This window comes from Bacillus benzoevorans (assembly GCF_014207535.1).
Lineage (GTDB): Bacteria > Bacillota > Bacilli > Bacillales > Cytobacillaceae > Bacillus_BD > Bacillus_BD benzoevorans.
Genome location: NZ_JACHGK010000002.1, coordinates 19,069 through 32,619, shown reverse-complemented (window position 1 = coordinate 32,619; position 13,551 = coordinate 19,069). Strand labels below are relative to the sequence as shown.

The 13,551-nt window shown below is 39.3% G+C and carries 16 protein-coding genes; 12 read left to right on the top strand and 4 right to left on the bottom strand.

The window, feature by feature from the left end; all coding sequences use genetic code 11:
- Nucleotides 1-12: 12 nt before the first annotated feature.
- On the bottom strand, nucleotides 13-885 hold the full coding sequence (locus HNR53_RS03435) for a hypothetical protein (protein WP_246439257.1): 873 nt from the start codon (nucleotides 883-885) through the stop codon (nucleotides 13-15).
- 308 nt (nucleotides 886-1,193) lie between these two features.
- On the opposite strand from HNR53_RS03435, the gene HNR53_RS03430 reads away from it, so the two are divergent.
- Nucleotides 1,194-1,496, top strand: a complete 303-nt coding sequence (locus HNR53_RS03430) for a PD-(D/E)XK nuclease family transposase (RefSeq protein ID WP_184522847.1) — start codon at nucleotides 1,194-1,196, stop codon at nucleotides 1,494-1,496.
- A gap of 172 nt (nucleotides 1,497-1,668) precedes the next feature.
- On the opposite strand, the gene HNR53_RS03425 is transcribed toward HNR53_RS03430, so the two are convergent.
- A complete protein-coding gene (locus tag HNR53_RS03425; RefSeq protein WP_184522845.1) occupies nucleotides 1,669-2,367 on the bottom strand; it encodes an aspartate/glutamate racemase family protein in 699 nt (232 codons plus the stop codon).
- A 186-nt stretch (nucleotides 2,368-2,553) separates the two neighbouring features.
- On the opposite strand from HNR53_RS03425, the gene HNR53_RS03420 reads away from it, so the two are divergent.
- The 3 genes from HNR53_RS03420 (at nucleotide 2,554) to HNR53_RS03410 (ending at nucleotide 5,317) form a co-directional block, all read left to right on the top strand.
- A complete protein-coding gene (locus tag HNR53_RS03420) occupies nucleotides 2,554-3,513 on the top strand; it encodes an SEC-C metal-binding domain-containing protein (protein ID WP_184522842.1) in 960 nt (319 codons plus the stop codon).
- 87 nt (nucleotides 3,514-3,600) lie between these two features.
- Nucleotides 3,601-4,314, top strand: a complete 714-nt coding sequence (locus HNR53_RS03415) for a site-specific integrase (protein ID WP_184522840.1) — start codon at nucleotides 3,601-3,603, stop codon at nucleotides 4,312-4,314.
- Between the two features lie 220 nt (nucleotides 4,315-4,534).
- Nucleotides 4,535-5,317 (top strand): aldo/keto reductase, encoded by a 783-nt coding sequence (locus HNR53_RS03410; protein ID WP_221452225.1) that lies wholly within the window; start codon nucleotides 4,535-4,537, stop codon nucleotides 5,315-5,317.
- A 279-nt stretch (nucleotides 5,318-5,596) separates the two neighbouring features.
- On the opposite strand, the gene HNR53_RS03405 is transcribed toward HNR53_RS03410, so the two are convergent.
- Both HNR53_RS03405 and HNR53_RS03400 read right to left on the bottom strand, forming a co-directional pair.
- On the bottom strand, nucleotides 5,597-5,917 hold the full coding sequence (locus HNR53_RS03405) for a hypothetical protein (protein WP_184522836.1): 321 nt from the start codon (nucleotides 5,915-5,917) through the stop codon (nucleotides 5,597-5,599).
- A 224-nt stretch (nucleotides 5,918-6,141) separates the two neighbouring features.
- Nucleotides 6,142-6,537 carry a VOC family protein gene (locus HNR53_RS03400; protein ID WP_184522834.1) on the bottom strand — a complete coding sequence of 132 codons (396 nt, stop codon included), beginning with the start codon at nucleotides 6,535-6,537 and terminating at the stop codon, nucleotides 6,142-6,144.
- A gap of 464 nt (nucleotides 6,538-7,001) precedes the next feature.
- On the opposite strand from HNR53_RS03400, the gene HNR53_RS03395 reads away from it, so the two are divergent.
- The 8 genes from HNR53_RS03395 (at nucleotide 7,002) to HNR53_RS03360 (ending at nucleotide 13,547) form a co-directional block, all read left to right on the top strand.
- Nucleotides 7,002-7,709 (top strand): M48 family metallopeptidase, encoded by a 708-nt coding sequence (locus tag HNR53_RS03395; RefSeq protein ID WP_184522832.1) that lies wholly within the window; start codon nucleotides 7,002-7,004, stop codon nucleotides 7,707-7,709.
- Nucleotides 7,710-7,906: 197 nt separating this feature from the next.
- The gene (locus HNR53_RS03390) at nucleotides 7,907-8,350 is read left to right on the top strand and encodes a HEAT repeat domain-containing protein (RefSeq protein ID WP_184522830.1); all 444 of its coding nucleotides are present in this window, start codon (nucleotides 7,907-7,909) and stop codon (nucleotides 8,348-8,350) included.
- Nucleotides 8,351-8,493: 143 nt separating this feature from the next.
- The gene (locus HNR53_RS03385; RefSeq protein WP_184522827.1) at nucleotides 8,494-8,643 is read left to right on the top strand and encodes a hypothetical protein; all 150 of its coding nucleotides are present in this window, start codon (nucleotides 8,494-8,496) and stop codon (nucleotides 8,641-8,643) included.
- A 136-nt stretch (nucleotides 8,644-8,779) separates the two neighbouring features.
- Complete coding sequence (locus HNR53_RS03380; protein WP_184522825.1) at nucleotides 8,780-9,259, top strand: alpha/beta fold hydrolase; 480 nt, start codon at nucleotides 8,780-8,782, stop codon at nucleotides 9,257-9,259.
- Between the two features lie 256 nt (nucleotides 9,260-9,515).
- On the top strand, nucleotides 9,516-10,604 hold the full coding sequence (locus HNR53_RS03375; RefSeq protein WP_184522822.1) for a LuxE/PaaK family acyltransferase: 1,089 nt from the start codon (nucleotides 9,516-9,518) through the stop codon (nucleotides 10,602-10,604).
- Nucleotides 10,601-12,040: an acyl-CoA reductase gene (locus HNR53_RS03370; RefSeq protein WP_184522820.1), complete on the top strand. Its 1,440-nt coding sequence runs from the start codon at nucleotides 10,601-10,603 to the stop codon at nucleotides 12,038-12,040. Before HNR53_RS03375 ends, HNR53_RS03370 begins: the two co-directional genes overlap by 4 nt.
- 11 nt (nucleotides 12,041-12,051) lie before the next feature.
- A complete protein-coding gene (locus HNR53_RS03365; protein WP_184522818.1) occupies nucleotides 12,052-12,801 on the top strand; it encodes an ATP-binding cassette domain-containing protein in 750 nt (249 codons plus the stop codon).
- Nucleotides 12,798-13,547 (top strand): ABC transporter permease, encoded by a 750-nt coding sequence (locus HNR53_RS03360; RefSeq protein WP_184522816.1) that lies wholly within the window; start codon nucleotides 12,798-12,800, stop codon nucleotides 13,545-13,547. The genes HNR53_RS03365 and HNR53_RS03360 overlap by 4 nt, the downstream gene beginning before the upstream one ends.
- Nucleotides 13,548-13,551: the final 4 nt, after the last annotated feature.

Sequence of the window (13,551 nt, the reverse complement as noted above, 5' to 3'; positions counted from 1 at the left end):
GCTCTGTGTATTTCAGGCAATAATCCCTTTATCGATATAAAATCCGGCTAGGTTTTCGTAGTAATCATTGTATGGTTGTGCTTCGCAATAAACTTCGAATTCACCGCTCATCTCATATCTTTCTTGATACAGGTGATCATGCAGCTTTTGTGTGATGATTCCGTAATAATAGGCAATGGGCTTTTGGATTTTCTTTGTTTTGATATTTCTTACTAGCTGCTTAAAGGAATCGATGGCTGTTGTAAGAACGAATTCCGTTTCATTTTTAGAGTTATAATTGTAGGCAGCGATTCTAGTCATCCTCCAATATTCTTCAATGGTCTTTGCATTGTTGAAATAGTATTTAACGAGCTGAACAAACGGTTTTGCAACATAGTCACTTGTAAAGCTGTGATCAAGCTGAACTAGTTCATTCTTTGGTTCTTCTTTACGTTTATTTAGATCTTTTATTTTTGTTGTTTCAGAAGGATTGCTAGTTTCATTAGGGTGGTTCAATTTTTCCTCTTTGGGCAGTTCATTTGTTGGAAAAGGAGAGAAAACATAAAGGTTGCTCGATTGAGAGCCATTTTTACGCTCCGTTTCATAAATGGTCATCATGCCCAGTTTCTTTGCTTTACCTAGCATTCTTTTAAAAGTTGAGCGAGAAATCCCATTCTCATTAAAGTCCTCGTGAATCGCCTTTAGAATAGTACCGATTTTGGCATGACAAACCCCTGGGATTTTGGCCGCAAAACGAATTAGCCGTTTTAATCCCAGTAGCTCCCCTTTGGAAAAATCCTTCTTATGCTCCGCCATCCATTGCTCCATATGACGATTGAACTCTGTCAAAGATGAAAATTGCGAATACGCTCTATATTGTTCCATTGCAACTGATTTAATGTTCATTTCTTTACACCTCGCTGCAGGAACACGGGGTTTTTGGTCCCGATTCCCATTCCAATTATTATTTTCGTTTAGCTAGTTCCGACTAAGAGAAAAAAACTTTCCCCTTAACTTCTTCACTATAATGAAAGTTAAAATTGGAGTCGAATCGCCTAACCCTATTTCCCAGACCCGAACCATCATTTCCCGACCGCCAACCTCTATTTCCCGTTATTTCCCGAGCAGTTCAAGGCAATGAACCGAGATTTTAGCACTATTTTTTATAAAAAAGTTTGTTTGGAGGAACATGCTAGTATTTTAAAAAAGAGCATATGACGAAGCTGATTAGAGGATGTGTATCAGACCGGAATATATTAGTTTCTACATCCAGGAATGAAAGAACTAAGGTAGAAATCCAATTAATCAATCAGTATGACATGCTACCTGAACGGACGCTTTATTATTGGTCCAAGTTGTTTTCCGCTTCATTGGGAGCGGGGCAGGATTATTCCGAACTTGCTCCAACGACAACCAATATGATTCCTATTATGAACTACCCGCCTCACATTCCTTTTGCAAACGAAATGATGCATAAGTTAGAAAAGCTAGGGCTGCTTTACCATACTGAACCTTAAGATAAGGCAATATTAAGCAAAGTCTTAAATTAATAATTATGAATGAAATGATGGACATAAATGGTGGAAAATGGAGGTTGGGGAGAAGCAGGAAAAATTATGGCTGGAATTGAAAAACATTACAACAGGCAAATAAAAAAAGGCACCATCCAGAAACTAGATGGTGCCTAGTTTATTCTGCCAAGATCGTAGTGACAATTTTTTCGACATGGATTTCAGTTGTATTGAATACAGGCATGGCCAAATCTTCTTTTTGCAGGAGCATAGGGAGCTCTGTGCAGCCTAAAATGATTCCATGCACACCATCTCGCTTCACCATTTGTTCGATGATTTCTAAAAACTGTTCTTTTGTTTCTTTATTCACAAGTCCATTTTCCAATTCCTCGACAATCTTCTTATGAATAAATTTTTGTTCTGCTTCATTTGGGACGATGATTTTCCGATTTTCAGCCGCGAAGGGAATTTTGAAAAAATCATTTTCCATTGTGAATTTTGTTCCAATCAGCCCAATCTTTTGCAGCCCACCCATTTTCACGTTTAGCAAGGTTTCCTCAACGATACTGATCATGGGAATTTGAACTTTTTGCTGCACCTCACCAAAGACAATGTGCGGAGTATTGCCGGACATCACAACAAAGTCCGCCCCTGCATTCTTTAGTTCTTGCACAGCGTCTGCCAAATAATCAATTAGCTCTTTTATTTGTCCGTTTGTTAGAAGCTGAAACAGCTTATACATATTAATACTGTTGATAAATAGTTCGGGCAGTACTTCTTTCGAGCCTACTCTTTCTTGAACCTTTGCAATAATAGATTGATAATAGTCAACCGTTGATTCCGGTCCAATCCCACCGATAATGCCAACCTTTTTCATACGCTTTTCCCTCACAATCCTTTAAAATAACTCTGTTAAAGTAGGGACGCGGGGACAGGTTCCGCGTCCTGCGTTTTTGGGGGAACTGGGATAACAAACCTGTCCCTCTGTCCTTGCCACGTTTCGCCCCGTATTATTTGTGTTAGTATATAAATATGATTTTATCCAAAAGAAAGAGGAATGCAAATGAGTGTTGGCAGAAATGATCCCTGTCCTTGTGGGAGTGGGAAGAAGTATAAAAAATGTTGTATGCAAAAGAACAATGTTCTTCAGTTGCAAAAGTTTAAAATAGAACGTTTTTATCAACAAAAAAATAGTCTTGTGAATCAACTCCAAGATTTTATTTCTGAGAGGCTTTCATCAAGTCACTATCAGCAAATTAAATTCGAGTTTAAAAATAGAGCAAAATTAAAGTCCGCTGAAGAACTGAGTCTTCTTTTTGACTTTTGGCTATATTTTTTCTACCGCTATGAAAATGGCCTGCGCGGCATTGAATGGTTCCTGGCAGAAAAGGGACAACGGCTCTCGGATGAGGAGCTTGTCATGGTCAAAAGATGGATAGGGCTTAAACCAAAGCTCGTTCAAGCCATCGACAAGACAGACTCAGAAATTCTGTTCCTTGACTTTTTTACAAAAGAAAAAATACCCGTATCCAATTATCAGGAAAATATCCCCTTTTTCACTCCTTGGGATAGCACGTTAGCTCTGCTCGAACCATTTGATCACATTTATTATTTTAATGGTGTGAGGAGGATGGCGAGTCCAAAGGGATATCATCATGCAACCATGTTGGCGCAAAGACTGATGAGGGAAACAGGGCTTACCCATGAAGAAGTTCTAGTCGAGTATTATCCTGAATTGCTTCACGCCTTACAGGATGATAACGAAAAAGAGGATGTAGGGGAAAAGGAATTCATTCAATACAATTATAAATTTCGACTGCTGGACAAGCGCATTGGAGAGAATTTTTTATACAATGAAGAATACTTGACGATCGAGGCATGGGAGGATGCTTGTAAAAAATTCGTTTGGCTCGATGATCTGCATATATATAAGGATAGTGAACTCGATGGCGATATTCAATTTGGGGAAGTATTGGCCAGCCTAGAACTGCGTGATCAAACATTAACTTTTATTTCCACCTGATTAGAAACCGTGAATTTATTCTTAAAAAAATTGCAAAGGGCAGAAGGGGTTTTTCAGTTACAAGAATCGCAGGAAGAAAAGCTCACCTTGCCGATACAGGCTGAAGTGAAACAAATATTCATCATGGTTAAAAAAGATGTCCCAGAATACTTTACACTATTTGCGCAGCAACTTTGGACTTTTGAACAAAATGAACCAATCCCGATGTATGACAATCTTTCATTAAGAGAATTGGTCGAAAAAGGAAAAGGGGACAAGGCTGAGCTATGGTTGAAACAATCGGAGTATCAGTTGTATCTGATGCTTTACAAACAATATGGAAAAGTAGAGGTAACAGCAGATTTTAATACGGTAAGAAAACAATTGGACTTGGAGTTATCCCCTTTTGTGACAGGCGGAAAGCAGCGCCACACGGAACTTTTACCGGTACATAACAAAAAACAGCGGGTAACGGTTGTGTTGAAAGAGGACATTCCACTTTATGATAATTTGGGATTCTTACCGGAAAATGTTGATAATTTCTATGCAAAAGATCTCATTGCTTTCTATAAAGAAAAAACGTACGGGGCATCGGTCAGCACGATTAGAAAATATGAAAATAGTCTTTATGATATAAGAGAATATTTAGAAAGCAGTGCTGTGAACAATTGGAACGAATGCGACTCTGTCTTTTGGCAAGATTTCCTTGAAAAAGGTATCTACCAAATCAATGAAACCGTCAGCAAAACCAAACTTAAGGATAGAATCTCGACTGTAAAAGCATTAACTAAATGGCTGGAAAAAGAAGTTCAACATGTTTAACAAATTGCCAGAATAAAGCTTGTGTTGTAAGAATGATAGAAGTATGAATTCTGGTACCTATCCTCTATTGAGGTAAAACATGACCGCATTGGACATGATGAAGAAAGTCGAGTATGTTTAATTAGACGTTGACTAAAGCTACAGATAATTTTTTTAAAAGGAGCTGATTCCCTTGTTTAAAAGTTTGCAGGATGTAACTACTTTACATAATGAAGTGAAAATGCCTTGGTTTGGTCTTGGGGTGTATTTGTCTGAAGAAGGACAAGAGACGATAAATGCTGTGAAAGAGGCGATTAAGGCTGGATATCGCAGCATCGATACCGCTGCATTCTACAAAAATGAAGAAAGTGTTGGACAAGCCATTAAAGAGGCTGGAGTTCCACGCGAAGAATTATTTATCACGACAAAGGTTTGGAACACCGATCAAGGTTATGAATCTACACTAGTTGCCTTTAATGAAAGCTTGAAAAAGCTAGATTTAGAATATATTGATTTGTACCTTATTCATTGGCCTGTGAAAGAAAAATATAAAGAAACATGGAAGGCGTTGGAAACCTTATACAAGGAAGGAAAAGTTCGTGCAATTGGGGTTTGCAACTTCCAAATTCATCATTTAGAGGATTTACTTGCTGCTGCAGAAATTGCACCAATGGTGAATCAGGTGGAATGCCATCCTCGATTGACCCAAAAAGAATTACTTCGCTACTGCCAAGAACATCATATTCAATTAGAAGCATGGTCACCACTTGGCCGCGGGAGAATGTTAGGTGAACCAACACTAAAAGAGCTTGCAGCAAAATATAAAAAATCAGTGGCACAAATCATCTTACGCTGGGATTTGCAATGTGGCATGGTGACAATTCCTAAATCCGTTAAAAAACAACGCATTATTGAAAATGCCGATATCTTTGATTTTGAACTATCTGAGGAAGATATAAACGCGATTGATTCCATGAATCGTAATCATAGAAACGGTCCAGATCCGGATAATTTCAATTTTTAATGGATGAGTGGGAAAAAGTCTTCTTTAATGGGTAGCAAATGCGGAAAATCATTATGAATATTAGCTTGAATTCTAGTTTTCTGTTAAGGCGCGAATTCCTGGCACAAGGATTGCGCCCTGGACAGGGGTGACAGGTTTGACGTCCAACTTTTAGAAACAGGGACTATAATCTGTCCCTCTGTCCCCATAAAGAAAACAGAGTGTTTTAAGAAGCCAGAAGTACATTGGTGGTTGCTGTTGGTACAAGAAGCAAACCCCATTCCTTTATTCACTAAGGTATTATTTGAGTTTTCTGTTTCCTTTGTTTCTAAAAATTAATAGAACAAGTAATAACCCACACACCGCTCCGAGAAGTCCGCCAATGATAGCTCCGATTTGCCCAGCTGCTTCGTATCCACGCCCTCCATTGAATACAAAGTCTCCGTAATAGTTACCGCCCAAATCCATTCCGATAAAGGATCCGATGATCATACCGGTAACAAAGGATAGTGAAATAATGGTTAAAATAAGTAGCCCTCTTCGATTCCCTTTTCTTTTTAAGTAAGAATAAAGCGAATAACCGATTAGTGCGGGAATTAACAAGAGTACTAAAAAATCCATCTGTCTTCCCCCTCAAAAGGATCTTTTATTACTCATTATTCGACAAAATTCTTCTTATTACCTCGTAGTTTAAAAAATTTAACAGCCTCTGCTGCCAATTTAGCTCCGAATGGGGATCCAATTTTAATCGACCAGCATCGTTAATGGAAAGCTTTCATAAATAATAAGAATGATAAAAAAGAAAAAGGCAAGTTTATCGCGCCTTTTCCCTAATAAGGTGAATTCTATTTTGCATTTACATCAGGTTGATGAATGCCGAAGATATTTCCTTCCGTATCCTTATAGTATCCCTGCCACGCCATGCCAGGCAGTGCGTGCTTTGCAAGTGCGACAACACCGCCATTATTAAGAATTTTTGCTTCGATTGCATCGTAATCCTCTATTTGCATTGTACACACATAGCCATTTAATGGCTGATTTTGTTCTGGAGAAGGACTTTGCCGTTGCATGAGTGCTCCGTTTATTCCAGGCTCATTTTCTCCACCAGTTACTGCGCCAAAATACGGCATTCCTGCATATTCGCTCCAATCTTCAAATGTCCATCCAAATACTTCTCCATAAAACTTCTTAGCGCGGACCATGTCATCGACATGAATTTCAAAATGTACTAATCTGCTCATAATAACCTCCTGATTTTTTTCGAAGATTTTTGTAAAGTCTCATTATGTTTTCTAATAATCTGCTTGAAACTCCTTCTTCATTATGGAAGGAAATGGATAAATATAAACAAATATGCAAAGTACTAAGAAGTTACTCTCTTGGTAAATGTTAGAGGACAAACTGATAATTGGACACAGGACAGGTCCTGTATCCCGACTTATCCCTTATTATTATTATTATTGGGACAAGTTCAAACATGTCCCTTGTTTTTTCAAGGGATGTATTTTAAAAGAAGCATGCAAATCGTGCGGTTTTCGCTCATTTTTGGTAGACTAGGGGAGACAGATACTAAGACTGTTGCTGAGCATGCTGTAAGACCACAGGTATTCACGTCTCCTATCAAAAGGTGGTGCGCTTTTGCTGCTCAATAAGTTGAAATGGGGACCATGGGAAAATAAAAACTTCGGAAATTCTAGGAGATTAAATGATACATACTTTTTCTGGCGAGACAATCAGATTTGATTTAATTTATAAAAAGCGTACAACGATGGGCATTAATATAGATCTTTATGGAAATGTTGAAGTGCAAGCACCAAAAGGGACTTCTAAAGAATGCATACTTCAATTACTAGAGGAACACTGGGATTTTATCCAACAAAGGACAAAAGAAATGAAGGATAGAGCTGTTGGACACAAGGAGAACGTCTATGATGAGGATGGAAGTTTTCTTTATTTAGGAAACGCTTTTCCCATTTTGATCTTTCAGGATTCAGACATCGAGAAAGACAATGTTGTGTTTGAAGGGGATAAGCTGCATATATATGTGAAACATCATGAAGAGGATAGAATAAAGCAAGCCTTGAAACGGTTTTATTATCAGCAGTGTAAAGCGTTAGTGGAGAAGCGTATTCAATTCTATCAAAGCTACTTTAAAATAAAACCGCGTTCTGTACGTATAGCTGATAATAAGAAAACTTGGGGTACCTGTGATTCAATGCGACAGTTAACATTTAATTGGAGGCTGTCTATGGCACCGTTAGCGGTAATCGATTACGTTGTCGTTCATGAAATGTGCCATATGGTACACATGAATCACGATCGATCCTTTTGGCGTCTAGTTGGTAAAATACTACCCGATTATGAGCAACGGCAAAACTGGCTGGCTTTTTCCAGCTGGAAAATGATTGTTTAATCGATATAGCTGCAATTGTAATCCATTCAATCGCAATACATTTGTGTTGTGCAAATAATTGGATATAATGATGCAATGAAAACACTGAAATTTTAACGGATTTGGAGAACACCGCTGTCTGTTTTATCGAAAAATAAAGTTTAGTTGTAAATTATGGTATCATTAAGTCAAATGGATGATAAAAGGAGTTTTATTAATTGAAAAAAACAGAAGAAATAAGTGCACTACCTGAAAATTATGCGGAATTAAAAAAGCAGGCCAATCGAACATCAAGTTGGAGAGACCGTTTAGATGCGGTGGACGAGTTAGGGCATTGGAAGAATAAACAAACAATCGATATTCTTATGCGATTAATGAATAATGATGCTGTGTATAAGGTGCAAGAAGCTGCATTCCGTACTTTGAAAAAATTAGGTGAAGATGTTGAATTACCGTCTAGGAAAAAAGGTGATTTGGTTAAAGATACTACTAAAATCTTGTTAAGAATCAAAAAGAGTCTGCCAGCAGGTCATAGCTATCAGGAGTTCAAAGTAAAGGTACAGAAGATGAGACTGGATGTATATGATACGTATGAAGGTGACAAGGGGGCGGATTTTGATAAATGGCTTGAAAATATATGGGAGTCACTTCCAAATAAGTAGTGTAGATCCGAGTGCCTAGTCACTTATCGAAAGGTTGAATATTCTGATTCCATAGGCAGAAAGATATATTTGAAGAGCTGCAAAGATCTAAGGGATATAAAGACTATTAGAAAGTTTAAAGACAAGAAAAGTAGGTGAACAAAGTGGGAAAATATCAATTGGATTATAAAGGTCAGGCAGCTGTGACGAAGTTTCATGAAAAACAGACGCCTGCCAAATTTGATAAAAAGCAGCAACTTGAAAAAATGCGTACGGAGTATTTGAAAAAGAAGCAAAAACAAACAGATAAATAATGTGAATGAAAACATAGGAAGACTTAAATCTCCCTATGTTTTTCTTATTCAAAGTTCTTTTTTCAATTGCGATAGTTAATAGTGGCAGCCCTAAAGTGATCGTCAACGTTTATATGGGTGCCTTAACCGGGACTCTATGGGTGGGTGGATAGCTTTACAATTCAGTTTAAATTCTAAACGGATCAAAAAATTAGTATTACTTGCACCTGTTATGAGTTTTGCCCCTTTAAATTGGAAATCTCCATTTAAATTGTTTCCGGCATTGTGGTTTAGAAATTCTTTTTTTATAAGAAATTTATATAATTGGATGTTTGCTAAGCAAAATGTTCCTAATGAAACATTGTATAACCAATTTTTTATTGGCTATAAGTATGGAAAAATTAATCTTCGTGTTGCACCAAAGGTCTTTAAGCAAGAGGAACTTGAGAGATTACAGGCTGAAACACTAGTATTAATTAGTGAACAAGAGGTTGTTTATTCATCGACAAAAAAGGCATTAGATAATGCTGCTGCTATTCCAAAAATCACTGCAGTATTGATTCCGAATAGTTCTCATTGTTTACCCGCTGAACAAAATGAGATTGTTAATGATTTAGTAACCAAATATTTATTATAGGCTATGTTAAGAACAGTCCCCATGTTTCTAAAACATAGGATTTGCATTATCGTAGAAAAATAAGTAGACTATTATAATAGTATGAATAATAATGAAAATCGGGAGTCTGTGGAATCAGGCTGAGAGTACGACTAGGCCGTCGTAGACCGTTTGAACCTGATGGGTAATGCCAGCGCAGGGAGCATGAGAACAGTCATTTTATGCACTTTGCTTAGGCAGGGTGCATTTTATTTTGTGTTTGAAAGGATTGGATCAGATGAGTCAGCAGCAAGAGATCATAGAAGAACTTTCGCCATTTATCAAAAAGAATCAGCCCTCCGAAGAGGCGTTTAACAAATTAGCGTTACGTATTTTTTCTTATCAATATCAGCATAACCTTCCTTATCAAGTTTTTTGCCGCCAAAAAGGAAAAACACCGCGACTGGTAAAAGATTGGCGGGACATTCCGTTTGTGCCGATGAATGCGTTTAAAGAGGTTCCATTGACTTGTACAGACCCGGAAGCAGCAGTCGCGGTTTTTATGACAAGCGGTACGACAAAAGGGATTAAAGGTAGGCATTATCAATCAACGCTAGAAATAAGGGAACTTTCCATGATCGTAAACTTTAAAGAACGATTTATGAAAGAAACAGAGAAAATCCGTATGGGCGTGCTTTTTCCAACAATTAAGGAATTGCCGAATTCATCGTTAGCACATTATTTAGCCGTTGGGGTAAAGGAGTTTGGTACAGAAGGCAGCTGTTATTTATTAAATGAGAATGGGTTAGACATGGAACAAATACTGAGTGAATTAAAGCGTGCTGAAGAAACGGGAGAACCGTATGCTTTACTCGGAGCAAGCTATAGCTTTGTCCATCTGTTTGAGGAATTAAAACGATTAGGAAAGACGTTCAATTTACCAAAAGGAAGTAAGATCCTCGATACAGGAGGCTATAAGAATCAATCAAAAGAATTAGATTTGAATGAGTTTTATGGATTGCTGACAAAATATTTTGGTGTGGAAAGAAGCAATTGTATCAATATGTATGGAATAACGGAGCTAAGTACGCAATTTTATGACGATGGAAATGAAGTTGTTCCGTCTGTTAAATCAGGACCCAGCTGGATTAGAACGAGAGTGATCAATCCGTTAACAGGTGAAGAGGTGGCAAAGGGGGAACGCGGCGTACTTGTACATTGTGATTTAGCAAACTTCAATTCGGTGACGACGATTCTCACAGAGGATCTCGGAATTGAGGCTGAGAATGGATTTATCCTATTAGGAAGAGTGGAAGGTGCCGAAGCAAGAGGCTGCTCGCTTGCTGTTGAGGAGTTTATTCATTTAGCGAAGGGTTTTGCGAAATGAGGGAAGTAGCTGGTTATATTCCCGATATCGGGGAAGAGGAATTTGAGAGGAAAATCCTTAAATTCCACGATTTGGAAGTGGAACTGCCGCTCTTGTCGAATGAACAAATGAATAAAGTTATCGACACCGTTAAAAGGGGAAGTGCTGAAGGTTTAAAATCACTTACCGTATCTGAAGTGGTGGGGATCATTGATAAAGTAATGGACCGATTCTTAGACCGAAGCTCATCCTATCGCCAAAAGGCGGAAAAGCTGTTACCGATTGTCACAGGTTATGATGAAGAAACGATCCGTCTTGGGCTTACTTCTTATTTAAAATCATTTCGTAAACATGAGCTCCAGCGTTTTGTTGTGGAAGACTTAGGAAATCCATTATTGCTTGATGACTTTCAGCCGCGCGTAAAAGGCGGTTTTTCCAAAGCAATCGGACCCGGACTCATCACTCATGTGTGGGCAGGAAATGTTCCGGCATTGCCGCTATGGAGTTTCGTATCGGGTCTCATAGTGAAAGCAGGAAATATCGGAAAAGTATCGAGTTCTGAACCCCTTTTTGCCGGCTGGTTTGCGCAAGCTTTAGTAGAAGTGGAGCCAAGGTTAGCCAACTGCTTGGCAGTTGTGTGGTGGAAAGGCGGAGATGAAGAGCGAGAGAAAGCGGTATTTGACCAATCGAACCTCGTCATCGGATACGGCGGGAACCAGTCATTACAGTCCCTGCAAAGTCGCATTCCGATTACAACACGTTTTTTGCCATTTGGTCATAAAGTGAGTTTTGGCATGATTTCAAGTGCAGCCTTAGATGCGCAAAAAGCTTGGAGAACCGCTCATCAAGCCGCCCTTGATGTCGTTCGTTATGACCAGCAAGGCTGCTATTCACCCCATCTCTTTTATGTGCAAAAGGGCGGAAAAGTCACACCGCGGGAGTTTGCTCAGTATATGGCGACAGAGCTGGACAACCTTGGTACAAGATATCCGCGGCGCGCTCTTTCCATGGAAGAATCAGCGGCTCTTGCTTCATGGCGGCAAAAGGAGGAAATGAGCGTCTTTACAAATAGAGGAAAAGAAGTGCTTGGAAATGATGGGAATGATTGGACGGTCGTTTATGAAGAAAAGGCGATGGACTTTACTCCAAGTCCTTTGAACCGGGTGATTCGAGTCATCGCCTTTGAAAAAATAGAAGACATTCTTCCGTCGATGAAACCTTACCTCTCTTTTTTACAAACCGTCGGAATGGCTGCAAGTCCAAAGGAACTTTTTCAATGGTCGGAAAGTTTAGCCTCGATAGGAGTTACACGAATAACGGCTTTGGGGAGGATGACGGCACCAGAAGCTGGCTGGCATCATGACGGCCGCTTTAATTTATTGGATTTAATTAACATGGTGGATATCGAATCCTCGGCCGAAGGGGATAGTGAACGGTTTGCTCCTTATGTGGATTAGGAGGTATTTACGTGAGTTTTTTGACAATCGAAGATGTGACATATAGCTATCAGCAAGGGAAAGATCCCGTTCTGCGCCGAATCAACTGGGAAATTAAAGAAGGGGAGTTTCATTGTTTATTAGGAAAAAGCGGCTGCGGAAAAACAACACTATTAAAGCTGGCCGCCGGTTTGCTTTCGTCTGATCAAGGAAGGATTAGGCTGCAAGGAAAGGAAGTCGTGAAACCTTCGCCACAATGTGGATTTGTGTTCCAAACTCCGAATCTTTTGGAATGGAAAACGGTGATGGAGAATATGCTGCTTCCCATAAAGCTGAAACGGAAAGTCACAAAAGAGGATAAAAATCAGGCATTGGAGTTATTGGAACTCGTTGGATTGGAATCTTATCGTGAGCGCTACCCCCTGCAATTATCGGGCGGGCAACAGAGCCGCGTGGCACTTGCGAGAGCTCTGATTCAAAAGCCTTCCCTGTTATTTCTAGACGAACCTTTTGCCTCACTGGATGCCATTACAAGAGAAGAACTGCAAGACGATCTGCTACGGATGTGTCATATGCACAATATCACCGTTCTCTTTATTACGCATGATATTGCGGAAGCTGTTTATTTATCAGACGTAGCAGCTGTCATGGCACAAGGTGAAATTGTCTATCAAACACCTGTAAAGCTAGAAAGACCGCGCACGATGAGTATGAGATATGAACCCTATTTTAATGAAATATGTTTATCACTACGTCAAGCGATGAACGGTGAACAATCATGAAAAAAATGCCCATCTATTCGTTTTTATTGCTGCTTCTCTTACTCGCGGTATGGGAAGGTGCAGCTGCAACTTTGTCAGAACTTGTACTGCCGGCACCTTCCGTCATTTTGAAGACTCTTATTGAGGGGCTTTCGAGCGGTTATTTCACGCAGCATATTTATCGGACTGTTACAGAAGTTTCCCTTGGGTTGCTTTTTGGCGGTTTATTGGGATTTATTACTGGAATCCTCATGGGAGAGATCACTTTTTTACGGAAGCTTCTATTCCCTTATATTGTGGCCAGCCAGGCTGTGCCAAAGCTGGCTTTAGCTCCTTTATTTATCCTTTGGTTTGGTTTTGGGATGACGTCTAAAGTGGTGATCACGGCTTTAGTTTGTTTTTTCCCGTTACTCGAAAGTACAGTGACAGCGATTCAGTCAAGCGACAAGCAAAAACAGGAACTATTTAAAATGATGGGAGCGACACGCTTGCAAACATTAATTCATTTGAAAATTCCTGCAGGTATGCCGGGAATTTTGGCCGGGCTCCGCGTGTCTGTCGTCTTAGCAGTCGTTGGAGCCGTTGTCGGGGAATTTATCGGAGGCAGTGAAGGATTAGGAGCGCTTATTATCGCTACTCAAGCGATGATGGATACACCGCTTATGTTTGCCGCTTTATTACTATTAACGATTTTTGGCATGATTCTTTATCTCATCGTTTCTTGGTTTGAGAAAAAGTGGTCCAAAAGATATCAAAAGGAGATATAAAAAG

What these genes read in the sequence shown, in the direction of transcription:
- HNR53_RS03435 (WP_246439257.1), bottom strand. Translation starts at nt 885, where the DNA reads ATGAACATTAAATCAGTTGCAATGGAACAATATAGAGCGTATTCGCAA.
- HNR53_RS03430 (WP_184522847.1), top strand. Translation starts at nt 1,194, where the DNA reads ATGACGAAGCTGATTAGAGGATGTGTATCAGACCGGAATATATTAGTT.
- HNR53_RS03425 (WP_184522845.1), bottom strand. Translation starts at nt 2,367, where the DNA reads ATGAAAAAGGTTGGCATTATCGGTGGGATTGGACCGGAATCAACGGTT.
- HNR53_RS03420 (WP_184522842.1), top strand. Translation starts at nt 2,554, where the DNA reads ATGAGTGTTGGCAGAAATGATCCCTGTCCTTGTGGGAGTGGGAAGAAG.
- HNR53_RS03410 (WP_221452225.1), top strand. Translation starts at nt 4,535, where the DNA reads ATGCCTTGGTTTGGTCTTGGGGTGTATTTGTCTGAAGAAGGACAAGAG.
- HNR53_RS03405 (WP_184522836.1), bottom strand. Translation starts at nt 5,917, where the DNA reads ATGGATTTTTTAGTACTCTTGTTAATTCCCGCACTAATCGGTTATTCG.
- HNR53_RS03400 (WP_184522834.1), bottom strand. Translation starts at nt 6,537, where the DNA reads ATGAGCAGATTAGTACATTTTGAAATTCATGTCGATGACATGGTCCGC.
- HNR53_RS03395 (WP_184522832.1), top strand. Translation starts at nt 7,002, where the DNA reads ATGATACATACTTTTTCTGGCGAGACAATCAGATTTGATTTAATTTAT.
- HNR53_RS03380 (WP_184522825.1), top strand. Translation starts at nt 8,780, where the DNA reads ATGGGTGGGTGGATAGCTTTACAATTCAGTTTAAATTCTAAACGGATC.
- HNR53_RS03375 (WP_184522822.1), top strand. Translation starts at nt 9,516, where the DNA reads ATGAGTCAGCAGCAAGAGATCATAGAAGAACTTTCGCCATTTATCAAA.
- HNR53_RS03370 (WP_184522820.1), top strand. Translation starts at nt 10,601, where the DNA reads ATGAGGGAAGTAGCTGGTTATATTCCCGATATCGGGGAAGAGGAATTT.
- HNR53_RS03360 (WP_184522816.1), top strand. Translation starts at nt 12,798, where the DNA reads ATGAAAAAAATGCCCATCTATTCGTTTTTATTGCTGCTTCTCTTACTC.